The sequence below is a fragment of the Gallintestinimicrobium propionicum genome (assembly GCF_025567525.1).
In the GTDB taxonomy this organism is placed as follows: Bacteria; Bacillota; Clostridia; order Lachnospirales; family Lachnospiraceae; genus Gallintestinimicrobium; species Gallintestinimicrobium propionicum.
Genome location: NZ_JAOQJY010000010.1, coordinates 35,039 through 59,583 on the forward strand (window position 1 = coordinate 35,039; position 24,545 = coordinate 59,583).

Sequence of the window (24,545 nt, forward strand, 5' to 3'; positions counted from 1 at the left end):
CGGTTGGGTCCCTGCACCTGCCTGTACCTTTTTTGTTCATCCCGTTTTTTCCTCATTTAAAAGCCCTGATAGGTCTGATATCAGGCTCAGCCTTAAACGGTCCGGCATTGTACGGAACGCTGCCCTCACAAATGCTTCTACCGTCTCCGGGGACTGGTCACCCGGTTCGATCACTGTCACTTTACGCAGTGTTACCTTCCCGTCCGCTATCTCCAACGCCACGATATCCCCATATCCAATCCCGGTTTCCACACGCAGCTCCTTTGGAATCAATACCCTACCTTTTGCATCCATCAGCTTATATATCCTCTTCTCCACTACTCCCCTCCCTGTTTTCTATTTCCGCAAGATTTTGGCAAAATGCTTCTGCCTCCTCTTTTGTCACACTGATTTCCATTTTTTCCAAATCCAGCACGAGGGAAGCAATCTGTGCACATTCTTCCGTCAGGTCTTTCATCCTCGCCCCCGGCCTGTATCCGCCGCACGTCCGGATGTATCCCTTTACCCGGCTGTCATACATCCCTGTCAGCATATTTTTTATCAGTGCAAAATAAACGCCGACCATGCAGGAATCCTCTATCCTTACCGCCGGCATACCATCCCAGCCTAAAGCCAGCTGCTGTCTGCCCCCGGTGCGCGATTCGATCAGTTCCCGTGCCCGGTAAAGTTTTTCCAGATTTGTCATCCCCCACCTCCCAGAAATTCCGGGGCAAAAAGAGTCATCTGACCGCTGCTGCGACGCTTCTCCTCCGGATCATAGTTCGTAATGATCAGCTCCCTGTACTCGCTCCCTTTCTCATAGCGCTGTGCCATGTTATTCAGGCGGGTTGCTTCGGTCAGATAATACCCTGCGTACAAATCCCTGATATAGCTGCAGTCGTTATAGCTGACCATCCACTTTCCCTGACATCCTGCCAGCGTGTTTTTTAACCGTATATGGTCCTGCTCCGGGAAACTCACTTCGTAATAATCTTCCGTCATATAATAGGGCGGGTCACAATAGAAAAAAGCGCCTTCCCGGTCATACTGCCGGATCAGCGCCTCAAAATCCTTATTTTCAATCACGGTATCCGCAAGCCGTTCCGCCGCCTCCCTGATCAGAGAAAAAACCTTCCTCACATCAAAAGGCTGGCAACTGTAGGACGTGCAGCCGCTCCCATAGCTGTAGCGGATTATCTTATAAAATGCGGCTGCCCTCCGCACATCCTCTGCCACTGCTTTCCCCTGCAAAAGCCCCTGCATCTCCTCAAATTCTGCCGGCGGAAGATTGTGAAATGCCAGCTCCAGTTCTTCTGCTACCTGCTTTCTGCCACACTCCCCCATTTCCAGAAAGCTTTTAATCTCCATAAACTCATCCCGGCTGTTCAGCGGCAAAAACCCCAACACCTGCAAAAGCTCCCATGTCCTGTTTTTTACACACCGGTAAAGGTTGATCAGGTCTGCATTGTAGTCATTAAACACTTCCATCACACCCTTGTCCGGTTCTTTTCCAAACAATACCCAGCCGCCACCACCAAAAACCTCAATATAGCGGTCATATTTTGCGGGCATCATCCCATAAATGGTTTTCCGCAGCGCTTTTTTACCGCCTACCCATGAAATAAAACTGTTCAGCTTTCCCCCTGTCCTTTCCTCTTTTCATACAATATCCACTCCTGCCCGGATTTTATTTTCTCCCGAGCCACTGCTTTAATTCTGTCTCAGAAATCTCCTGAAATTCTCCCAGCGAAATATATTCTCCTGCCATTTTTACAGGATTTTCCGGATGATACTCCCCATCCGCCCCAATTGGCAGCTTTTCCCTGCAAAGGATACTTCCCATCCGCCTGTGTTCCACACGCTCTTTTATTTTTCCAAAACTGCAGTCCTCCCTCTCCGAGTCCTCCACCTCATAGCAAAAAATCCCTTCCGGCACACTATTCCGGTCCAGCCTCATATAAGAAAACAGGCAAACCCTTCCGTCTACCTCGACCAGATCATATCCTTCCATCTTTGCATCAAATCCCATTGTTTTCTTCTCTCCTTATCTTTTGATTTTTCCTCTTCCAAGCTCCCCTGCTTCCTTCATCCCATCCGCATCCCTATCCCTCCCCTCCCGACATCTGAATGCCGCAATGATGCATCCTTTAACTTTTCTTCTGTCGTAATGAAATAGTCGCTGCCCGAATTCCAAAAACTGACATACAAGTCCCCCTCTTCTGTCCGGATCGGGCGCTGCTCAAATCCCTCTCCCCATCCGTCGCTTGCCTGACCGCTCCATTCAGCTATTACCGCATTCAGCTCTGTATCTGAAAGCTTCCCATAGCTTTCTATCTCCAATACTCCCCACAGCTCCCCCTGCCACACTTCCACATCGGGGAACATCCGGAATACTTTCTGTCTAAGAATCCGGTTTCTTATATATTCCGCTAACCCACGGTCGCCTTCTGTATCCAGCTGCTCTTTTATGAGCTGCTTTTTGATCGCACTGACATACCTGCACAGCTGCGTTGGCGTGATTTCCTCAGGCTCATCTGATTCATACCCTTCCTGTCCATACATGAGCGCCGTTAAGGGGCTAAACAGTCGTATCCCCTCAAATTCCTTCGGCAGCATCTGTATTGGCTTATCTTTCCGGAATATCAAGCCATGTTCCGTTTGTACGATTCCATTCTTTTCCATTTGGGAGAATCCATAGCCTTCTATGTCAATAAATGGCGCGATTTTCTCATCCAAAACAATCTGTGCCTCCTCCAGCAGATATTCTCCATAATCCTCCGCTGTCACAATTTTTTCCGGGAGGAACTCATACTGTTCCAGCCGCATGGCAATTTCCACCACTTCCTGCATATTTTCCGGACGTTCTGCTTCCAAAGCAGAAAACAATTTTTCCATCCCTTCTTTCGAGCACAGGAACTTCTCCTGTTTTAAACACCCCGCAAATGCATTCATCCCCCTGATTCCATAGGACAACGGAAGGACCTCTTCTATCCCCTGATACCGGCTTCCATAAAAACAAATCCTTCCTTCTTCTATATCAGACACCCCCAGCACTTCCGCGACCCTCTCCAGCTTTTCCTCATCCGCAGGAAGGGACAGGGGATACCATCTGCCATAGTCCCTTTTATAAAATGGAGAATCCAGCCGCAGCCAAAATACCGAATCCTTTTCATATCCTACATCCGGTAACGGCTCCGAATCATACACTGTATCCAGCACTTCTCCCGTCCTGATAACCTTTCCATCTTCCAATAATTCAAATTTATCCAGGTTACAGGACAGGTTTACCATTTCTTCCAGCGTCTCAGGATGTTCCATCTCCAGTGCCTCCTGAAAGACCTGCTGTTCTTTTCTGGTCAGGCACTCCATGCGCCGCTCCAAAAAATCGACTTCTTTATATCCTTTTTCTGGTGGTACTTCTTTCCCGATCAGATATGGGGCAAATACGCTGCCGCCTGATTCTACTTCTACAATTTTCGCTGCATTCATTCCCAGCTGCCCTGACATTTCCCTTATCGTCTGCCTTGGCGCAGGGAATCTGGACCATATCTTCTGACCTGTAGTTATGGCTTGAAAACATACTTTTAACATGATGTACTCCTTTCTGCTATCCTGTGTTTTTTACGAAAAAAAGCCGCAGCTCTCATAAAAGAGAAACTACGGCTTTCTTATGATGAAAAAATCAATAATACTTTATTCCCCCAAATAACACCAATGCGCTCAGTATTTAACTCTTGTTGACTTCTTTTTACTTTCCCTTCTATCTCCCCCCACTAAATAATTTGCTTATAAATTCACAAGTTACTCCATTGTCATCTATTTTCTCCCTTCCTTTCTCCGATGTCATCTGTCAAAAGCTCAAAAAATCGAGGTCGAAAACCGTCCATTTCCGCCTCGATTTTTGTTCATTTTTCAGTTTCGAACCACAATATCTTGTGGTTATACAACCCTATTTCCCCTTATCACCACAATACGTCATCATTATCACTGTCTCCACATGTCCCCCCATCGGGAAGTTGTCAAACGCCCTGCCGCATTTTAACTCATAGCCCTGGCTGCAGAGATATTTTAAGTCCCGGGCGAGGGTCGCGGAATCGCAGCTGACGTAAACCAGGCGTTTCGGGCGCATTTTTAAAATGGTATTGAGGCACTCTTCGTCACAGCCCTTGCGCGGAGGATCAACAACGATAACATCCGCAAAAATTCCTTCTGTTTCGTATAAGTGCGGCAGCACTTCCTCCGCTTTTCCGACATAAAATTTCGCATTGTCGATGCCGTTGCGCACTGCATTCTGGCGCGCATCATCGATTGCCTGCGGGACAATTTCCACGCCGTAGACCTGTTTCGCCTGGCGCGCCAGGAACAGGGAAATCGTGCCGATTCCACAGTAAAGATCCCAGACTGTCTCATTTCCGGTCAGTCCTGCATAAGAAAGCGCCTGACTGTAAATATTTTCCGTCTGAACCGGATTGACCTGATAAAAGGACTGGGGTGAAATTGTGAAAACAAGCCCGCCGATCGTGTCCTCAATGCGGTCTTTTCCGCGGATCGTCCGGGTTTTCCTGCCCATAATCACATTTGTCCGCTCTGTATTGGAATTGACCGAAAAGCTGGTCATTCCGGGCACCTTTTCAAACAGCCTGTCCGCAAGCTCCTGCTCTGCCGCAAACGAACTGCCGTTGAGAATCAGGCAAACCATAATCTGTCCTGTTGAAAAGCCTTTACGGATCAGGACATGGCGCAGCAATCCCTTTCCTGTCGTTTCATCGTATGCTGGAATTTTCTTTTCCGTACAAAAATCCAGCACAATATCCAAAACGATTTTGTTTTCCGCAACGCCGAGCGCACAGTCCCTGTTTTCAATAATCGTGTGTGTCCGTCCGGCATAAAAGCCCGCAATCAAACGACCATTTTTGTCCATTCCGACCGGAAACTGCGCCTTGTTGCGATAATGGAACGGATGCTCCATCCCGACCGGCGCTTCCATAATTTCCTCTACAAAATCCGGGGCAAAGCCGCCGATCCGGATCAGGTTGTTTTTGACCTTGCGGTCCTTAAAGGCGAGCTGCTTTTCATAGGAAACCGCCTGCAGCTGACAGCCGCCACACTGTCTCGCATACGCACAGACCGGCTCCACGCGGTCGGGCGACGGTTCCAGCACTTCTTCCAGACGCGCAAAGGCATATCCCTTTTTCGGTTTTACGACTTTTGCACGCACCGTATCGCCCAGAACCGCGTCCTTGACAAACAGCGTATAACCATTGCCTGAAAGGGCATCGGAATCCTCCAGATGTCCGATGCCCTCTCCGTCAGTTCCCATATCTGTAATTTTCACTGTAAAAATCTGATTTTTCTGTATATTCACGTCATCCTCCATGCTTCGGCAGCTGCGCTGTATTTTTACCGCTGCAGCTGCGTAGAATGCACGCCGGTCGTACTTTCTACGTCCGGCTATGCAAAACCTGCGCAGCTGCACTGCGTCCATTCCTTCGGCTGAGCCGTCTTAGTCCATCCGCGTCATGCGCAGATTGGATTCAAAGAGCCGGTTGTAACCCAGCCATCCGGTTTCAGAAGTTCCCTCCAGAATCTCCGTAAAGGTTTCCAGCTTCGCATCTGCATTATCCGCCAGATTCAGTGCCATCGCTTCCATGAGCGCAGGCTTTTTGGGAGAACCGTATTCATATTCTCCGTGGTGCGCCAAAATGCAGTGTTTCAATTCCGAAGCAAGCACAGTCGGAAAGCCCGGGATCATCCGAATTTTGTCGCTGACCATCTCCGTTCCGATTACGATATGACCAAGCAGCTGTCCATCGTCCGTGTAATCGTTCTGTGGGAAAAGGGAAATTTCTTTTGTCTTGCCGATATCATGACACATCGCGGCAGCCAAAAGCAGATCCCTTTTTAACATCGGGTAGGATTTTGCAAAATAATCGCACAGCTTCACAACGCCAAGCGTGTGCTCCAGCAGACCGCCTACAAATCCATGATGTACGCTTTTCGCTGCGGAAGATTTTTTGAAGTTTGTAAGAAACGCCTCGTCTTTTACAAAGAACGCCTCCATCAGCTTTTTGAGCCATTCATTTTCCATGCTGTTGATATAGGAAAGCAGCTCCTGATACATCACGGAAATGTCCTTTTTGCTGACCGGAAGATAGTTGGCAGGCTCGTATTCGCCCTCGCGGCACAGGCGGATTCGTTTGATATTGATCTGGTTTGCGCCCTGAAAACAGGTCACATCGCCATAGACCTCAATATAATCCAGGCTGTCGAAATCATCGATGCCCGCACTGTTGGGATCCCAGATTTTGCCGTCTACCGTGCCGGTCTTATCCTGCAGGATGACGGTTTCATACGGCTTACCATTCTTCGTCACAGCAGACTGTTTATGCTTGCACAGATAAATATCGAATACTCTGTCGCCTTCTTTATAATCCTTAATAAATTTCATTTTCTTTTCCTCTTTTCCAAAAATCTCTATTCTGTTGACAATGCTGCGCAAAACCGAAAACGGCAGCCCTGCATCAAAAGCCTTTCGCTATCCTCTACGCCTTACTCCTGCAAAAGCACCTCAATCTCCATTTCCTGATATTCTTCCTGTCCCTGCCGCATCACAGTGACTGTCACCGTCGTGTCCGGCTCACAGGAAAGAAGCGCCGCATGATAGTCTGCAAACGAAGTGATCTCTTCTCCTTCCATGCCAACGATTACGTCGCCGCTCTGGATTCCCGCTTTCATCGCGGGAGAATCCATTATGATTCCCGTCACATATGCACCGACCGGCACATGTTTTTCCAGATGGATTTCGTCCGGTACATCCGTCCCGGTAATGCCCATATGGGCGATTTTCTGACCATTCGACAGCTTGCCAACCGTCGTCAGCAGATCGGAAATGCCATATGCGCTGAGCACATCGGAGCTCTCTGCTTCCCCGGCGTGCACGATGCCGAGTACCTTTCCGGAAAGATTGATTAAAACGCCTCCGGTTCCCTGCAACCCCGTCATATCTGTCTTCAACAGGCGGACATTATGATCCGTAAGATTTTGATAATAATCTGCAGAAGTTACCATTCCGAAAATTATCGTTTCCGCACCCTGCGGACGTCCGATTGCAATCACCGGTACAGCCTGTACACTACTGCCGGAGCTTCCCATCGTCGCCGATCCGACATTTTTCCGGATATCCTCCGGAATATCCTCCAGCGCCACACTCAAAATGGCGAGTCCCGTTTCCTCATCCTTTCCTTTCAGTGAAGCGGACACACTCCGTCCGCTGTAAAAGGAAACCTCCAGTTCCTCCGCCTGACGGATGGCTGCATCGTCCACAAGAATCAACAGCTCCTTACCGTTATCCGCAACGATCAGCCCTGCCGTCTGTCCCTGGTTTTCATAAGTGTTATCAAACCAGTCCACATCCGACACCACACCGGTCACTGTTACCATCGAATGATCTGCAAATGTCTTCGCCACCGCATACATATTCCGGTACAGCTTCTGATAATCCCCGATTTCCAGCGCAACTTTTTCCACAACGGTCTGCAGCTCTGTCGTTGTCTCCGTTTCCGTCTCTTCTTCCAGAATCATATCCTCCGGACGCATCTCATCCTCGATATTTTCTTCCTTCAGTTCCACCTGCTGCGGCTCCTCCTCCGGGTACAGCAGATTGGAAAATACCGGTTCCAGCACAAGGAAGGTCACACAGGCGATCAGCCCAAAAATCGCTGCCATGCTCGCCGTCAGCAACGTTTTTTTGAACAGCTTTCGGCGGTTCAGCGGTCGTTCTTTTACCTTTTCTTTGATAAACTCGATATCCTGATTCGTCAGATCCTGATTCGGTCTGTTATCCTCCATAAGTATCGGTTCCTTTCTGCCCGTTTGGGTACTTTTCAGTATACCTCATCTGCCCGCCTGCACACAAGTGCCGGAAAGACTTTTTCCGGGCGCAAAATTTTTCCCCGGTTTCTCTCTCTATATGGTATGATAGGAGTAGCCGCCTGTACCACAAGACAGCAGCATCAATCCTGTGTAATGATTCTGCTGTGCAGCATTTTATGGAACGAATATATGTGCCTTTTGGCACTGTGTTTTGAAAAACGAAAGGAACTACTATGAACGCGAAAGTTTTACGCGTATTGGAATATGATAAAGTCATTCATATGCTGGAGCAAAAAGCAACCTCGGACCCCGGACGACAGCTTTGCCGGGATCTCGTGCCCATGACCGATCTTGCGCAGATCGAACAGGCTCAGACCGAAACTGCAGATGCCCTGACCCGGATTTTCCAGAAGGGCAGCCTGAATTTCGGCAGCAATAAGCCCCTCGGCATGTGCCTGCGCTCCCTCGAAATCGGCAGCACCCTCTCCTCTGAAGAGCTGCTGCGCATCGCCGGTCTTTTGGAAAACACCGCCCGTGTCAAAAACTTCGGGCGCTCCGACAAGGACGAAGAACAGCAGGATTCCCTGACAGAATATTTTCACTGTCTCGAACCCCTCGCACCCCTTTCCAAAGAAATTCGCCGCTGCATCATCGATGTGGATGAAATTGCGGACGATGCCAGCCCTGCCCTCAAAAAAATCCGGCGGAGCATGGTATTAACCGGGGAAAAGATTCATAACCAATTAAACAGCATGGTAAACGGTTCCGTCAGGAACTATCTGCAGGATGCCGTGATTACCACCCGCGACGGACGCTACTGTATCCCCGTCAAGGCGGAATATAAAGGTCAGGTGCCCGGCATGGTGCACGACCAGTCCTCCACCGGCTCCACCTTTTTCATCGAACCCGCAGCCGTTGTCAGCTTAAACAATCAGCTGCGTGAGCTGGAAATCGAGGAGCAAAAGGAAATCGCCGTTATTCTGGCAAATTTGAGTGCCGAAGCAGGTGCACACACCCTTGAAATCGCAGAAAACCAGCGGATTATGACGCAGCTCGATTTCATCTTTGCAAAGGCTTCCCTTGCGATGGATCAGAATGCTTCCCGTCCGCTTTTCAATGACGAGCATATCGTTCGTATCCGTCAGGGACGACATCCGTTGCTTGACCGCAAAAAAGTCGTTCCGATCGACGTCGAGCTTGGTAAAAATTTCGATCTTCTCGTCATCACCGGTCCCAACACCGGCGGTAAAACCGTATGTTTAAAAACAGTCGGACTGTTCACGCTGATGGGGCAGGCAGGTCTGCACATTCCTGCCCTGGACCGCTCGCAGCTGTCCGTTTTTACAGAGGTTTTCGCAGATATCGGTGACGAACAGAGCATTGAACAGAGCTTGAGTACCTTTTCCTCCCACATGACCTCCATCGTCTCCATTCTGGCAAAGGCAGACGCAGATTCCCTGTGCCTGTTCGACGAGCTGGGGGCCGGAACCGACCCGACCGAAGGTGCGGCGCTGGCGATCGCAATCCTGAACTATCTGCATGACCGCGGCATCCGCACAATGGCGACCACACATTACAGCGAGCTGAAAATCTACGCTCTTTCCACAAATTTTGTAGAAAATGCCTGCTGTGAATTCGATGTGGAAACGCTGCGTCCGACCTACCGACTGCTGATCGGCATTCCCGGAAAGAGCAACGCCTTTGCAATTTCCAAAAAGCTCGGTCTTTCCGACGAAATCATCGAAGCTGCCAAGGAGCAGATCGACGAACAGGACGTCAGCTTTGAAGACGTTATTTCCGATCTGGAAAAGAGCCGCGTTACAATTGAAAAAGAACGCCGCGAAATCGAAGATTACAAAAAAGAAATCGAAGCCCTCCGGCATAAGCTGCAGGAGAAAAACGATAAAATCGACCAGACGCGGGACCGTATCCTGCGCGAAGCGAATGAAAAAGCGCGGGATATTCTGCGTGAAGCAAAGGACACCGCAGACGAAACGATCCGCATTTTCCAGAAAGCCGGTCCCGGCGCTTCCATGAAAGATCTGGAACAGGCGCGTCAGAAGCTGCGCAGCAACATCGACGACAAAAACAGCAAGCTTTCCGTCGCTGCAAAGGACAAGCCCAAAGCTCCGGCGTTAAAGCCCGAACAGCTCAAAAAAGGCGATGCCGTGCGCATTGTTTCCATGGGGCTCAAGGGTACGGTCAGCAGCCTGCCTGATGCAAAGGGCAATCTCTTCGTGCAGTGCGGCATCATGCGCACCTCCACGAACATAAAAGACCTTGTCCGCATCGAGGAAGCGACAATTACCACACCTACGATGTCCAAAACAAATACCGGCAAGCTCCGGATGTCCAAGTCCTTCTCCGTTTCCCCTGAGATCAATCTGCTGGGCAAAACGGTAGACGAAGCCCTCGCCGCCCTCGATAAATATCTGGACGACGCTTATCTGGCACATCTGGAAAACGTCCGCGTCGTACATGGCAAGGGGACCGGTGCCCTGCGCAAGGCCATCCAGCAGCATTTAAAGCGCATCAAATATGTCAAATCCTTCCGACAGGGCGAATACGGCGAAGGCGATGCCGGCGTAACGATTGTAGAATTTAAAAAATAATCCGCAGGACGGCAATCATCTGCCGCCTTTGCAAAAACAAATAACGAGGTTCATTATGGTAAATAAACAGAAAATTCTGATTGTTGACGACGATGCCAATATCGCCGAACTCATTTCGCTGTACTTGACCAAGGAATGCTTTGATACGATGATCGTGGAGGACGGGGAATCCGCCCTCCGCGCTGTGGATACCTTCGCACCGAACCTGATTCTGCTCGATCTGATGCTTCCCGGCATCGACGGCTATCAGGTCTGCCGTGAAGTCCGCAGCAGTTCCTCTGTTCCCATCATCATGCTGTCCGCCAAAGGCGAAATTTTTGACAAGGTGCTCGGCCTGGAGCTTGGTGCGGATGATTACATGGAAAAGCCCTTCGACTCCAAGGAGCTTGTCGCAAGAGTCAAAGCGGTGCTGCGCCGCTACAAGCCAGCTGCTGCCGTTCCGGCAAAGCCTGCTGTGGAATGTGTCGAATATCCCGATCTGACAATCAATAAAACCAATTATTCCGTTATGTATATGGGGAAAAATGTCGATATGCCGCCAAAGGAGCTAGAGCTTCTCTATTTTCTGGCAGCTTCGCCCAACCACGTTTTTTCCAGAGAACAGCTTCTGGATCAAATCTGGGGCTATGAATACATTGGCGACACCCGCACGGTAGACGTACACATCAAGCGTCTGCGCGAAAAGATCAAGGATCATGCAAACTGGAAAATCGCCACGATCTGGGGAATCGGCTACAAATTCGAGGTAAGATGACATGCGCAAAACCCTGTATCTGAAATTTGTACTCGGCTACCTGATCTTCGGATTTTTCGGATTTTTAGTCGTAGCAACGTTCGTTTCCAGTATGACGCTGGAGCATCTGAAACGGGAAAAGGCGGACTCCCTTTATAAAGAAGCTACTCTGATCGCAAATACCTACGCTTCCGACTTATACAGCAGCAATGTTTCCCTCGAGGAGGTCAAAAAACAGCTGGATGCGCTCAGCACCTACCTGTCCTCCCAAATCTGGATCATTAATCCATCCGGACGTATTATCATGACAACTGAAACACCGCTGGATGTGAATCATGAATCTCGCGTGGAAAATTTTGACTCGACCATCACTGCCGGTTCCTTTTATACGGTTGGTGACTTTTTCGGCTGCTTCCAGGAGGAAATGCTCAGTGTATTTGCGCCCATCACTTCCAATTTTAAAGTGCAGGGCTATGTTGTCATCCATATCCCCATGGCAAATATTCGGGCTTCCAGCGAAAGCCTGCTGAATATTTCCTATATTATGCTCGTGATTTTTTTCCTGCTGTCGCTGATCATTCTGATTTTCTTTACAGAAATGGTCTATCTGCCGCTGCGCAAGATCACAGCAGCCACCGAGCAGTACGCGGCAGGCAATCTGCATTATGAATTTCAGGTAGACAGTGAGGATGAGATCGGTTATCTGGCTGCCTCCCTGTCTCTCATGGCAAGTGAGATCGCACGCGCCGAGGATAACCAGAAAAAATTCATCGCCAACGTTTCTCACGATTTCCGCTCTCCGCTGACTTCAATCAAAGGGTATCTGGAGGCGATGCTGGATGGAACGATCCCGCCAGAGCTCCACGAAAAATATCTCGGCATCGTCTTAAACGAAACGGAACGCCTGACAAAGCTGACCAACAGCCTGCTGACCTTAAACAACCTGAATATGAAGGGCATGATCCTGGAAAAATCTGTTTTCGATTTAAATTCGGTCATTCGCTCTACTGCCGCTTCCTTCGAAGGAACCTGCCAGCAGAAGCATATCGGCATCGAGCTGCTTTTAACCGGCGACCGTATGCCCGTTCTCGCCGACAAAAGCAAAATCGAGCAGGTCTTATACAACCTGCTCGACAACGCGATTAAATTTTCCCACCCAGACTCTGCGATTCGCATCGAGACAAACGAAAAGCATGGAAAGGTTTTTGTCTCCGTCAAGGACAGTGGTATCGGAATCCCGAAGGACAGCCTGCGGCTGATCTTCGATCGTTTCTATAAGACCGACCTTTCCCGTGGCAAAGACAAAAAGGGAACCGGGCTGGGACTTTCCATTACAAAAGAAATTATCCAGGCGCACAACGAAAATATCAACGTCATCAGCACCGAGGGCGTCGGGAGCGAGTTTATCTTCTCCCTGCCCGTGCAGGACAACGAAGCGTAGGGCGGGATGCCTTACGCTTTCCAGTGCAGCCGGTGAAGTTCTCCATTTTCCTGTAACCCTACGAAATGATTCTGGCGCAGCGCTTCATACAAAACGATCGCTACGGAGTTGGACAGGTTCAGGGAACGGATATCCTGTCCCATCGGAATGCGGATACAGCTCTTTTCATACTCCACAAGGATTTCCTCCGGGATTCCGGCACTCTCCTTGCCGAACATAATATAATCGTCCGGTCCGATCTTTACATCGCTGTAAACCTGATGCGCTTTCGTCGTCGCCATCCAGAGCTTCGGCGCATCCGGCTCGCCGCTTACAAGCGTCGGATTTTTTTCCAGAAAATCCGCAAAATTGATGTAGCGGCGCACATCCAGCAGATTCCAGTAATCCATGCCTGCGCGCTTTAACTGCTTTTCACTCAAAGAAAAGCCCAGCGGTTCAATCAGATGCAGAACCGTCCCGGTCGCGACGCAGGTTCTTCCGATATTTCCCGTATTCGCCGGGATTTCCGGCTGATGCAATACGATGTTTAACATATCTTTATCATTCCTTTTCCGCTTTCAGTTTTTATAAAATGCGACAGCCGTCCGATCGCAACTTTCAGATTTTCCAGGGAATAAGCGTAGGAAATACGGATGTAGCCCTCGCCGCTGTCCCCAAACGCCGTGCCCGGCACGACTGCAACCTTTTCTTCCTGCAGAAAACGCGTCGCAAACTCATCACTGGTCATGCCGAATTCCTTGATACAGGGGAACACATAAAACGCGCCGTAAGGCTCGAAGCAGGGCAACCCCATTTCTGCAAAGGCATGCAGCAGATAGCGTCTGCGCTGATTGTACTGTTCGCGCATTTCCGCTACATCGTCATCGCCGTTTTTCAGCGCCTCTACCGCCGCATACTGGCTCGTCGTAGGAGCACACATGATCGCAAACTGATGGATTTTGAGCATCTGTTTTAAAATCACTTCCGGTCCGCAGGCATAGCCCAGACGCCATCCGGTCATTGCATATGCCTTGGAAAATCCGTTGATCAGAACCGTCCGCTCCCGCAGCCCCGGAATCTGTGTGATGGAAACCGGATTGCCTTTATAGGTCAGCTCACTGTAAATTTCATCCGATATCACAAACAGATCTTTTTCTTCCACGATCTTTGCGATCGCTTCCAGATCTTCCCGTTCCATGATCGCACCGGTCGGGTTATTCGGATAGGGCAAAATCAGGATTTTCGTCTTTTCCGTGATTGCATCCAGAAGCTCCTGTGCCGTCAGGCGGAACTCGTTTTCCGCTTTCAACGGGATGATAACCGGCTTCGCACCTGCAAGCACGGCGCACGGCTCATAGGAAACATAGGACGGCTGTGGAATCAGCACCTCGTCTCCCGGATTTACCATCGCACGCAGCGCAATATCGATGGCCTCGGAGCCGCCGACTGTAATCATGATTTCATGCAGCGGATCATAGGACACCTGATAGCGGCGTCTCAAATAATGCGCAATTTCCTCCCTCAGCTGCTTCAAGCCGGCATTGGAGGTGTAAAAGGTACGTCCCTTTTCCAGAGAATAAATGCCCTCGTCGCGGATGTGCCACGGAGTATCGAAGTCCGGCTCGCCGACACCCAGAGAAATCGCATCCTCCATTTCGCTGACGATATCGAAAAATTTCCGGATTCCGGACGGTTTAATCGTAACGATTGTATCAGAAAGGGGATTTCTCATGGCGTAATCATCTCCCTCTGATCCTCGCATTTGCGGGTCAGGATCGTTCCGTGATCCTTATATTTTTTCAGGATAAAATGGGTCGCTGTGCTCAAAATGCTGTCCAGCGTGGAAAGCTTATCCGAAACGAACGCGGAAACTTCTTTCAGGGATTTGCCCTCCAGTGTTACGAGCAGATCGAAACCGCCGGAGATCAGGTACACTGCATGTACCTCCGGGTACTTGTAAATCCGCTCCGCGATGCTGTCAAAGCCCTGACCGCGCTGGGGTGTTACGCGAACCTCAATCAGCGCGGAAACCTTTTCGATGCTTGTTTTTTCCCAATCAATCAGTGTATGATAGCCGCAGATAATGCCCTCTGCTTCCATCGCTGCCATTTCGTTTACCACGTCAATTTCCTCTACGCCGAGGATGACTGCCAGCTCTTTTAAATCGATCCGGCTGTTTTTCTCAATAATTTTTAATAATTCTTCTCTCATTTTTTTCTTCCGTTCCTGCCGGATATCCGGCAACTGTTCTACTACTCCATCCGATAAATCGCATCCGTATTCGCCGGTTCTAAAAATCTTCGTTCCTCTCCGTTGACAATCACGCGATCGTTGTCCGCAGACAAAAATCCGATCACCGCCGCCGGGATTTTCTGCTGCTGCAGCTGCTCTGCCAGCATCTCGCCCTGATCAGTCACAAACAGCAGACTGCCGTTTCCGGACAGTTCATAGGGATTGACGTCCAGTTCATTACAGATTTCTACCGTTTCCTGTCGGATGGGAAGCTTCTTTAAAGATACCTCCAGTCCGGTCCCGGCCTGCTCTGCCAGTGTCCAGAGTGCATGGAATACACCGCCTTCCGATACTGCACAGGCAAGTCCGACGCCGGACTTACCGGCGACTGCAGCCTCCGGTAAAATCGAAAAGTGCTGCTCCAGCTGTGCTACGTCGTCCAGAAGCTGCGCAGGATAGCGCTTCAAAAGGGCTTCCCGGTATGTTTTTTCCAGGCGGACAGTTCCTGCCAGTCCCGCCCATTTCGTCATTACAATCTGCTGACCGGCGCGCGCCGACAGCGCAGCGCCTGCAGGCGCAGTCCACACTTCTGCAAGCGCCTCTGCTGTCGCAACAGGCGCAATGACTGCACCGGACACATGCACTTTCACATCCGCGAGCGTAACCTGCAGCTTCTGCGCTGCTTCCTGCGCTGCGACAGTCATCTTCTGCAGCTCCTGCTCTTGACAGTCTGCCGGAAGCATCAGCTGCATGGACACCATGCGTACCTTTGCTTCTCCTCTTCCCACTGCTGCCGCTGCTGCGCGGTTTACTGCCTCATAAACGCAAAGTTTGGCTCCCTCTGCTCCGGACCAAACAGACAGACTCTGCGCCGTAATCCACAGCTGCTTCGCTTTTTCCGGCGCTTTATCCACATTTTCAGACGTGAGAAAGGCGCAGCCTTCCCCATACTCTGCGCCTTTCACCCCTATGCCGTTTGTTTCTATTTTTCGATGAACGCTGCGTTTATAAACGTTTCCCGTTACGTTCCCTGTTTTCATAAGCTTTTCTCCATTCCGAATACCATCGTATCAAAGCATTGCAGAGCCGGACCTCCAGCCCGGCTCTGCAATCCGCTCTGCTTTAGGATCCGGTGCTTAGTTTCCCGCCGCTGCGTCCTGCTGCGCCTGTGCAGCCTGCGCCTGAGCCTCTGCGATCGCCTGCAGCTGCTCCGGTGTCAATGCCGCCGCTGCTGCCTGCTGCGCTTTGATATTGGAAATGGTCGCTTTGACCGTATCAATGCTGCTGGTCGCAATGGCCGCCTGCATCTGGCTGGTCGCATTCGGATCCGGAGAAGCAATTCCAACGGTTGCCGTTCTGGGGCTCATCTTGTAGTTGCTGCTGTTGACCTGCTCCCGGCTGACTTCCACACCGTTTTCCTTTACAATCTTCCAGAGTCTTGCCTTGTAGCCGATATGTGCGCTGCTGACGCTGATGACGCCGATAGGCTGGGAAGCGTCAGCTATGATCTGATCCGCTTCCGGAACCTTTTTCTCAATCACTTCACTCTCATAATCTACGACGCGGTTTTTTGCTCTCGTCTCTACACCATAGATCGTAAATGTAATCTTTTTATCAGCCGTATGTCCATCGATATAAATCGGATAATCCGTATTATTCACAAATACAAAATCCTTGCCGGAGGATTCTGCAATCGCCGCATCCGCAGACGGATCTACATAGGTTACGATCATAGAATGATTGTGACGTTCTGTCACTTCCAGCTCTGCCCGCAGAACCGCATTGTACAGCGTTGTGGATACCTGACAGATACCACCGCCGATGCTGTCTACCACCTTGCCATTCAGATAAGAACCCGCCATCTCGTAACCGTTTTCGGTAGAGAAGGGCTTCACTGTATTATAGGTAGAAAACGTATCGCCGGGATACAAAGTTGTTCCGTTGATCAGTCTGCAGCCATTTGCAACGTTTTTGCTGCGGGACGCACCGGAGGTCGAATAGCTTGTCGTAAATGTTCCGAGCACATCTTTTACCTTTGCAAGCTCTTCTGTTTTTCCCTTGGGCTCATCCACTGCCATTACGAGGGCAACGTTTCCGTTTTCCCCTTTGACCCAGGAGCCCGTAAGATAATCGTAGATCGCAGCTACGGACGCATTTTCATCTACCACATATCCGGTCTGTCCATCTTCGATTTGAAAGGATCCGTCAACCCGTGTCAGGTGCGCATCGATCGCTTCCACATTAAATTTACTGCAGCGCTCCGTCACAGCCTGACGAATCGCTTCTTTATCAAAATCCAGAACAACGGGGTAATTCTTTCCTTTATTCTGCAGATCCTTTTCCGCCTTATAGCGCGCTACAATATTTCCCTTTTTTCCAAGGGACACTGCTTCCGAAACAAGCTCCGGGTTTTTCCAGGAAATTCCCAGCTCAGAAAGGCTGATAGATACACTCTGTCCATCCTGCGCCTGCAGCTGCACCTGCGCCTGCCCAAGTTCGTTCACATAGCTCTGAACCGCCCCCTGCGCCTGTTCCTGTGTCATCCCGGAAAGATCCATGCCATCTGCCGAAATCCCGGTCTGGATGGTATCGTTCGGCGCTGCGTATACAGTCTTTCCTGCCACCGCCATGCACGCAAACACGCACACCAGCATGGCTGCCGTCATCAGTACGGTTTTCATTCGATTCATTTTAAAATTCCTTTCTATGCCGCTTATAAAAACGACAGCAATGTAGGAACAATCATCGCCAGCACCAGAATAAGGATGATGATCGATGATATAATTTTTTGTGTCTTTTTCTTTCTGAAATTCATGCTCTGCTCCTTTATCCGCAAACTGCCTTATAACATCTGACAAATAGCATTAAAGCACCATCTTCCATGGCTGCGCTTCCACACATTATAAAGCACTTCCCTCACTTTTGCAAGCTTCCATATGCCGCAAGAATCCGGTCGATCTGACGGCTTGCCTCGTTTTTCGTCAGCATGGAAACGTCGTAATCCGGCGTCAGCTGATGCAGCGCAAGAAGCTTTGTCAGACGTTCCTTCTGTGCCTTCGTCGCAGGCGATTCGCGTTTTACCTTGCAAATCAACGGAACCGGCTCAAAATCCTTTGCCCGGTCCGGGTCTGTTCCATAAAGCTCCAGCAGTTTTTCATATAAAATATGCGTTGCCCTCGCGTCCTCCAGCGCCCGATGCGCCTGAATCGGAATTTCGAAATGTTCGCACAGGGCGGATAGTCTTCTGCTCGGGAGCTCTGACAAAAACTGTCTGGAAAGCTTCAGGGTATCCACGCCGCTCCGTTCAAAATCCAGCCGCATATTCACCGCCGCACGCTTCAAAAACCCATAATCGAACAAAATCCGATGTCCCACAAGGGGCAGATCTCCGGCAAACTCCAAAAAGGCAGGCAAAACGCTTTCCATCGTCTCCGCCTCATCTACCTGCTCCTGTAAAATCCCGGTCAGCTCTGTGATATGCGCAGGCAATATGCGCCCCGGATTGACAAAGGATGTAAAGCTTCCGACAATCTGTCCGTCCCGGACGCGCACTGCCCCGATTTCTATAATTTTATCCTGCTTCGGCGCAAGCCCGGTCGTTTCCACATCTACGCTCACATATTCTTTCACTTCTTTTTCCTGCTCTCCTTTTTTTGACGGCTCTGATAATCCTTACACCATTCCGTCAGAAAACATTCCCCGCATTTCGGAGTCGGCGCCTTGCAGATGGTCCGCCCCAGCGTGATGATCTGAATATTGTACAAAATCCAATGGTCCTTCGGCAATACCTTCATCAGCTCATATTCCACTTTTTCCGGGTCGTCCTCTTTTGTCAGCCCCAGCTTTTTGGAAATCCGCTTCACATGGGTATCCACCACAACGCTTGGCTCATGAAAAATATTGCCGCGGATAACATTTGCCGTCTTGCGTCCGACTCCCGGCAGCGCCGTCAGCTCCTCCAGCCCGGAGGGGACCTCGCCGCCATGCAGTGCCATCAGCCTCTGACAGCAGGCAATGATATTTTTCGCTTTATTATGATAAAAACCGGTCGGACGGATATCCTGCTCCAGCTCTTTTAAATCCGCCTCCGCAAAGGCTTCAACCGACGGATATTTCACAAACAGATCTTTCGTGACAATGTTGACCCGTGCGTCGGTGCACTGCGCGCTCAGCATCGTCGCGATCAAAAGCTGCCACGCGTTTTCATGGTTGAGGTAGCAGATATATTCTCTCCCGTAGTGGGCGTCGAGCTGATCCAAAATGGCTTTCGTGTGTGCGTTCAATCAGCTGCCCCCTTTCCTGTCGCGGCGACTGCTTCTGCATCCGCGGCGGTCGCCTGTCCGGCTGTCGATTTTGCGTCCGCAGCGGTCGGCAGCTCTACCACCGCTGTTCTCGCATTGTCCGTCAGGCGATCCCGGTTCTGATAATCGAATAAAATTGCCGTTTTCGTCTCCGGATCCTCGCCTCTTTTCAACATACTGATCAGCTCCCACGCCTTTTTCTGTACCGGCCAGGAAAATACCTCCAGATGGGTCATGCGCTGCAGCTGCTTTGCGTGATATTCCTCATACCCCGGCAGATATGTGCGGTTTTTCTCTTCTTCCTGATAAAACTCGACGATCTGATCATGATACGGTTTTTCGTCCAATGCAAATGCCGGTCGGCTCTTCGCATTTTCCCGCAGATACAGATCATACACCGCCAACTCCCGGTATAACTCCATCCCATCCGGGTCTTCCTGCTGTGCAAACTCCAAAAGCACCTGGTAGCGGTAAGCTCTGGCAGGCGTATGGACAAAATATCCTTTTTCATGATAAAAATCAGCCAATTTGTCATACATTGCAAAGGGATTTTCAAAGCGGCTCTGCAGAACCGGAATCAAATGTGTGAACTGATTGCTGTTATAATACAGCTCCACCATTTCCTCCACCCGCTTTAACCGAATGATATCCCCATAGCTCAGCCATTTTGTATACAAGACCTCATAGGGCGGGCAGTTCTGGTACACGATCCCATAGGTCTGTGCCATTTCTTCCAGATAGGAGCCTTTTAATACCTTCAGAAATCCGAGCTGCAGCTGCTGCGGTCTCATGCTGTATACATCATTAAAGGACCGGATAAAGCTTCCCATATCTTCATAAGGAAGTCCTGCGATCAGATCCAGGTGCACATGAATATTATATTCGGAATGGATCCGTACCACTGCATGCCGCAGCTTATCCAGATTTGTATGCCGTCTGACCGCTTCAAGGGTTTGCAGATTCGTGGATTGCACACCGATCTCCAGCTGAACCAGACCGGGGCGCATTTTTGCCAGAAGTGCCAGCTCTTCTCCGTTCAGCAGATCTGCCGAGATCTCAAAATGGAAATTCGTAATTCCATTATCGTGCTCTTGAATATATTTCCAGATTTCCATTGCGTGCTGATGATTACAGTTAAAGGTTCTGTCAATAAATTTCACCTGCGGAACCTTTTGATCAAGGAAAAACTGTAGCTCCTCCTTCACCAGTGCCAGATCTCTCAGGCGTACCCGTTTGTCAATCGAGGACAGACAGTAACCGCACCGAAACGGACATCCGCGGCTGGATTCATAATAAACGATCCGATTGGCAAAATCCTTCATATCCTTATAAAAAAACGGGATCTCACTGATATTGGTCAGGGAGCGCTCCTTTGTCCGTACAAGCTCCCCGGTGATCGGATCTCGATAAACAATACCTGCAATACTGTCCAGTCCGGCCTGTTTGATTGCGCCCGGCCAGAATGCCACAATCTGCAGCTGCTGCTGTTCCGAATACCGTCCGCTGCTCTTTTTTTCATAAAAGGTCAAAAGCTCTGAAAACGTCACCTCGCCCTCGCCGACCATAATGCCGGTCAAAAACGGGAATTGCTCCAGAACCTCCTCCGCATGATAGGATACCTCCGGACCGCCCAGCCAGATGGGCAGCTCGGGACGCACCTGATGCAGCTCGGAAATTACCTCCTGCATCATTTTCCAATTCCAGATATAACAGGAAAAAGCCACTGCCTCCGGCTTTCTCTCATAAAGATCGGCAAGGATTTCCTCCACCGTCTGATTGATCGTATACTCGGCAAGCTCCACCTGTGCCGCTGCCTCCGGATGGTATTTTTCCGCATAAGCCCGCAGACTGTAAAGCGCCGGATTGGAATGAATATATTTTGCGTTCAGTGCCGCCAGTAAAAACTTCATCTATAAAACCTTCTTTCGTCAAATACCTGTTTGATTTCGGTAAACATAATACCACAAATCCGTTTGCTGTGCATCAACATCCACAACAAAATGCACGCGCTGCAAGCATTCTGTTCCCATGAAAAAAGGGCTTGCCGCACGTTAGTACGACAGCCCTTTCCTTTCGCTTGTGTTTATTATACCTGCTGCAGGTCTTTCTATATAGTGCACAGCAATATATCGTGAGCATAGCTCACTCAATAGCTTCGCCGTTCGCGATGAGCAGGCTTCGCCTGTTCCCGCTCTCTTGCGCTCATTATATCACGAGTCCGCGCTGACGCGCTTTATCGCCTGCTACGCAGGCTGCTCGTTCTCTAATGGCACAAGAAAAACAAATGCCGCCTTCGGCGTCGCTTGTTTTTCTTTTGTGCTCATTATATCACATTTGCAGACTTGTGCACAAAGTCATGCATTTAAGCGGTCAATAAACCGTTCGAATCCTTTTCTTCCGTCCTCCGTGCATTTATAAACGCCTGCGTCCTCCAGAACCTGCATGAACACCAGTCCAATCTCCTGCTGCACAATTTCATGGATATTTTCGGCATTTACCTCGCTGTGTCTGGTCAAAAATTCCTCCGCCCAGTCCGCGTGAGCTGCAAGCACCTCGTTTTGCCGAAGATCAGTCCCGCAAAGGATCGCTTCTTCCAGTTCTGCCATCTCTTTTTTCAGACGGGCAGGAAGCACTGCAAGTCCCATTACTTCGATCAAACCGATGTTTTCCTTTTTGATGTGGTGCAGGTTTGCATGGGGATGGAACACACCAAGGGGATGCTCTTTCGTGGTGATATTATTGCGCAGAACCAGATCCAGCTCATAATGATCGCCACGTTTTCTGGCGATAGGCGTGATCGTGTTGTGCTTCTCCCCCTCTGTCTCTGCAAAGATAAAGGAGGCCTCATCACTGTAGCTGCGCCATGCATCCAGGATCACATCCGCCAGAGCGATCAGCCGCTCTGTATCCGGACCGGAAATGCGGATTACGGACATCGGCCAGTTTACAATTCCTGCCTGTACATCTTCAAAGCCTTTGACGGTAAAGCTTTTTTCGACCGGTGCTTTTGCCATCGGGAACTCATATCTGCCGCCCTGAAAATGATCATGGCTCAAAATCGAACCGCCGACGATCGGCAGATCCGCATTGGAGCCGAGCATATAATGAGGAAACTGTTTTACAAAGTCAAACAGCTTCACAAAGGTATTGTGCTCGATTTTCATCGGCGTGTGCTGGCCGTTAAACACGATGCAGTGCTCATTATAATACACATAGGGAGAATACTGAAATCCCCATCTGCTGCCGTTGATCGTCAACGGAATGATCCGGTGATTCTGACGCGCCGGATGGTTGATACGACCTGCATAACCCTCGTTTTCCACACAAAGCAGACATTTCGGATAGCCGCCCTGCTTTGCCAGCCTTGCCGCCGCAATCGCTTTGGGGTCTTTTTCCGGCTTGGACAGATTGATCGTAATATCCAGATCGCCGTATTTCGTTGGCGTTACCCACTTTTCATCCCTGCAAACACGGTATCTTCGAATATAGTCCGTGTCCTGACTGAATTTATAAAAGAAATCCGTCGCTGCTTCCGGAGACTTTTCATATTCCTCATGAAACCGGCGGATGATCTCACTGGGGCGTCCTACCAGACAGCTCATGATCTTTGTATCAAACAGATCCCGGTAAACGATACCATCCTCCTGCATGATCCCGTTTTCCACCGCATAATCCATCATTTCCGTCAGAAGATCCGGCAGCCTTTTGACCGCCTCTTCTTCTATCTGTTCTATCTTTTCCCCGAATCCATAGGGATAATCTTCTATCTGGAACAGCTCCAGCAGCCGGTTTGTCGTATAAATTTCATCCTCTGCAGATACCAGACCTGTCAAAAGTCCATACTGCACCAGTTCAAGGATTTTATCCTGAATCATTGCCCTGATTGCCTGCCTTTCTTATAATACTACCGGACCGTCACCGATCTCTACCACATAAAAATCTGCCGCGTAACCGATTTTTTCCAGATAAGCCTTTCCAACCTGCTCCTGAAAGGCCTCGATTGCTTCATCCTTTACGATACTGACCGTACAGCCGCCAAAGCCAGCACCGGTCATTCTGGAACCGATGACACCGTCTACCTTCCAGGCTTCCTCTACCAGCGTATCCAGCTCAATGCCGGTTACTTCATAATCATCCCGCAGGGAAACGTGGGACGCATTCATCAGCTTGCCAAACTCTGTGATATCGTTCGCCTTCAGCGCTGCAACTGCCTTGATCGTGCGCTGATTCTCATAAACCGCATGCCGCGCACGCTTTACTCTGACGGGATCCTTGATGGCGGACTTGTAAGTTTCAAACTGCTCCTCCGACAGATCCCCCAGCGACTCGATGCCGATCACCTGCTGCAGCTCTGCCAGAGCCGCTTCGCACTCACTTCTTCTTTCATTATATTTAGAATCGCCCAGACCGCGCTTTTTATTGCTGCAGGAAATCACAAGCTTCGCGCCCTCCAGCTGAATCGGCGCATACTCAAATTCCATCGTCGCAGTATCCAGGAAAATCGCATGATCCTTTTTGCCCATCGCGATTGCGAACTGATCCATAATGCCGCAGTTTACACCGTTAAACTTGTTCTCGGAAAACTGACCGATCAGCGCCAGATCCTGATTGGAAACCTCAAAGCCATACTGATCACGCAGGATATAACCTGTCAAAACCTCGACCGACGCGGAAGAAGACAGCCCGGAGCCGTTCGGAATATTGCCAAACAGCAGCAAATCCATACCGTTTGTCACTTCCATCCCCTTCTCGCCAAATGCCCACATCACACCCTTGGGATAATTCGTCCAGTCCGCTTCCTTCTCCGGCTTCAAGCCCTCAACGCTCGACTCGATCACACCCAGCTGCTCGAAATTCATCGAATAAAACCGCAGCTTCTTATCCTCACGCCTGCGTGCCACACCATAAGTACCGATCGTCAGTGCACACGGAAAAACATGACCGCCGTTATAGTCGGTATGTTCTCCGATCAAATTCACTCTGCCCGGCGCAAAATAAACCTTCGCACCGTCTGTTCCTCCAAAAAGTTCCCCAAATTTTGCTAAAAGCTGATCTTTCATCGTAACCTCCCATTCCGCAGGCGCTTCGCGCCGGAGGAACCGCGAGCAGAACATCCGGTTCTGCTCTGCGATCATGGCTGCTTTGTGACGCCTGCGGCACAAACAACCGTTTGAAGAATAAGTGACCACGCTTATTCTTCAAACTGACCTCCCATAAAATAGTCTCAAACACAGGGCTCTCGCCCCTCCTGTAATTATCATACCATACCCCCTCCGTCCTGCCACCCCCAATTGTTAACAAGAACAGTCAAATTGTTGCATAACAATGAGCAGTGCCACCGGGAGGAAACCGACGGATGCCGCCAATCCGGTGAATGCGCAGCATTTACCGGACTG

21 protein-coding genes are annotated in these 24,545 nt (G+C 49.9%); 3 read left to right on the plus strand and 18 right to left on the minus strand.

Going from position 1 to position 24,545, the window contains the following annotated elements; translation table 11 throughout:
• Positions 1 to 36: 36 nt before the first annotated feature.
• The 8 genes from OCV62_RS08900 to OCV62_RS08935 form a co-directional block, all read right to left on the minus strand.
• Entirely contained in the window at positions 37 to 318 is a 282-nt protein-coding gene (locus OCV62_RS08900; RefSeq protein ID WP_021915675.1) for an AbrB/MazE/SpoVT family DNA-binding domain-containing protein, read from the minus strand.
• Positions 299 to 685, minus strand: coding sequence for a hypothetical protein (locus OCV62_RS08905; RefSeq protein ID WP_262586119.1), 387 nt, complete (start codon positions 683 to 685; stop codon positions 299 to 301). The genes OCV62_RS08900 and OCV62_RS08905 overlap by 20 nt, the downstream gene beginning before the upstream one ends.
• On the minus strand, positions 682 to 1,614 hold the full coding sequence (locus OCV62_RS08910) for a DNA adenine methylase (protein ID WP_262586243.1): 933 nt from the start codon (positions 1,612 to 1,614) through the stop codon (positions 682 to 684). The genes OCV62_RS08905 and OCV62_RS08910 overlap by 4 nt, the downstream gene beginning before the upstream one ends.
• A 52-nt stretch (positions 1,615 to 1,666) precedes the next feature.
• Positions 1,667 to 2,008: an LPD28 domain-containing protein gene (locus OCV62_RS08915; protein ID WP_021915672.1), complete on the minus strand. Its 342-nt coding sequence runs from the start codon at positions 2,006 to 2,008 to the stop codon at positions 1,667 to 1,669.
• Between the two features lie 56 nt (positions 2,009 to 2,064).
• Positions 2,065 to 3,468, minus strand: coding sequence for a DUF6329 domain-containing protein (locus tag OCV62_RS08920; protein WP_262586121.1), 1,404 nt, complete (start codon positions 3,466 to 3,468; stop codon positions 2,065 to 2,067).
• Positions 3,469 to 3,928: 460 nt separating this feature from the next.
• Positions 3,929 to 5,338, minus strand: coding sequence for a 23S rRNA (uracil(1939)-C(5))-methyltransferase RlmD (rlmD, locus tag OCV62_RS08925; RefSeq protein WP_334308291.1), 1,410 nt, complete (start codon positions 5,336 to 5,338; stop codon positions 3,929 to 3,931).
• A gap of 144 nt (positions 5,339 to 5,482) precedes the next feature.
• On the minus strand, positions 5,483 to 6,427 hold the full coding sequence (locus OCV62_RS08930) for a 3'-5' exoribonuclease YhaM family protein (RefSeq protein WP_021915669.1): 945 nt from the start codon (positions 6,425 to 6,427) through the stop codon (positions 5,483 to 5,485).
• A 101-nt stretch (positions 6,428 to 6,528) separates the two neighbouring features.
• Positions 6,529 to 7,827 (minus strand): S1C family serine protease, encoded by a 1,299-nt coding sequence (locus OCV62_RS08935; protein ID WP_021915668.1) that lies wholly within the window; start codon positions 7,825 to 7,827, stop codon positions 6,529 to 6,531.
• A gap of 257 nt (positions 7,828 to 8,084) precedes the next feature.
• On the opposite strand from OCV62_RS08935, the gene OCV62_RS08940 reads away from it, so the two are divergent.
• Genes OCV62_RS08940 through OCV62_RS08950 form a run of 3 tightly spaced genes read left to right on the plus strand, consistent with a single transcriptional unit; the run spans position 8,085 to position 12,637 of the window.
• Positions 8,085 to 10,463 carry an endonuclease MutS2 gene (locus OCV62_RS08940; RefSeq protein ID WP_021915667.1) on the plus strand — a complete coding sequence of 793 codons (2,379 nt, stop codon included), beginning with the start codon at positions 8,085 to 8,087 and terminating at the stop codon, positions 10,461 to 10,463.
• A 55-nt stretch (positions 10,464 to 10,518) separates the two neighbouring features.
• Positions 10,519 to 11,217 (plus strand): response regulator transcription factor, encoded by a 699-nt coding sequence (locus OCV62_RS08945; protein WP_021915666.1) that lies wholly within the window; start codon positions 10,519 to 10,521, stop codon positions 11,215 to 11,217.
• A gap of 1 nt (position 11,218) precedes the next feature.
• Positions 11,219 to 12,637 (plus strand): HAMP domain-containing sensor histidine kinase, encoded by a 1,419-nt coding sequence (locus OCV62_RS08950; RefSeq protein ID WP_021915665.1) that lies wholly within the window; start codon positions 11,219 to 11,221, stop codon positions 12,635 to 12,637.
• A gap of 11 nt (positions 12,638 to 12,648) precedes the next feature.
• Here OCV62_RS08950 and OCV62_RS08955 read toward each other — a convergent pair whose 3' ends face one another.
• The 10 genes from OCV62_RS08955 to OCV62_RS09000 form a co-directional block, all read right to left on the minus strand.
• On the minus strand, positions 12,649 to 13,170 hold the full coding sequence (locus OCV62_RS08955; RefSeq protein WP_021915664.1) for a tRNA (cytidine(34)-2'-O)-methyltransferase: 522 nt from the start codon (positions 13,168 to 13,170) through the stop codon (positions 12,649 to 12,651).
• Entirely contained in the window at positions 13,164 to 14,348 is a 1,185-nt protein-coding gene (locus tag OCV62_RS08960) for an aminotransferase class I/II-fold pyridoxal phosphate-dependent enzyme (protein WP_262586130.1), read from the minus strand. The genes OCV62_RS08955 and OCV62_RS08960 overlap by 7 nt, the downstream gene beginning before the upstream one ends.
• On the minus strand, positions 14,345 to 14,827 hold the full coding sequence (locus tag OCV62_RS08965; protein ID WP_021915662.1) for an Lrp/AsnC family transcriptional regulator: 483 nt from the start codon (positions 14,825 to 14,827) through the stop codon (positions 14,345 to 14,347). Before OCV62_RS08965 ends, OCV62_RS08960 begins: the two co-directional genes overlap by 4 nt.
• Positions 14,828 to 14,868: 41 nt before the next feature.
• On the minus strand, positions 14,869 to 15,888 hold the full coding sequence (locus tag OCV62_RS08970; protein ID WP_021915661.1) for an AIR synthase-related protein: 1,020 nt from the start codon (positions 15,886 to 15,888) through the stop codon (positions 14,869 to 14,871).
• Positions 15,889 to 15,984: 96 nt separating this feature from the next.
• Positions 15,985 to 17,538, minus strand: coding sequence for a VanW family protein (locus tag OCV62_RS08975; protein WP_262586134.1), 1,554 nt, complete (start codon positions 17,536 to 17,538; stop codon positions 15,985 to 15,987).
• Between the two features lie 226 nt (positions 17,539 to 17,764).
• The gene (locus OCV62_RS08980) at positions 17,765 to 18,478 is read right to left on the minus strand and encodes a 3'-5' exonuclease (protein ID WP_262586136.1); all 714 of its coding nucleotides are present in this window, start codon (positions 18,476 to 18,478) and stop codon (positions 17,765 to 17,767) included.
• A complete protein-coding gene (nth, locus tag OCV62_RS08985) occupies positions 18,475 to 19,131 on the minus strand; it encodes an endonuclease III (protein ID WP_262586138.1) in 657 nt (218 codons plus the stop codon). Before nth ends, OCV62_RS08980 begins: the two co-directional genes overlap by 4 nt.
• Positions 19,128 to 21,059: a B12-binding domain-containing radical SAM protein gene (locus OCV62_RS08990; protein WP_262586140.1), complete on the minus strand. Its 1,932-nt coding sequence runs from the start codon at positions 21,057 to 21,059 to the stop codon at positions 19,128 to 19,130. Before OCV62_RS08990 ends, nth begins: the two co-directional genes overlap by 4 nt.
• Before the next feature lie 444 nt (positions 21,060 to 21,503).
• Entirely contained in the window at positions 21,504 to 23,024 is a 1,521-nt protein-coding gene (gene galT / locus OCV62_RS08995) for a UDP-glucose--hexose-1-phosphate uridylyltransferase (RefSeq protein WP_262586142.1), read from the minus strand.
• A 21-nt stretch (positions 23,025 to 23,045) separates the two neighbouring features.
• Positions 23,046 to 24,209: a galactokinase gene (locus tag OCV62_RS09000; RefSeq protein WP_262586144.1), complete on the minus strand. Its 1,164-nt coding sequence runs from the start codon at positions 24,207 to 24,209 to the stop codon at positions 23,046 to 23,048.
• Positions 24,210 to 24,545: the final 336 nt, after the last annotated feature.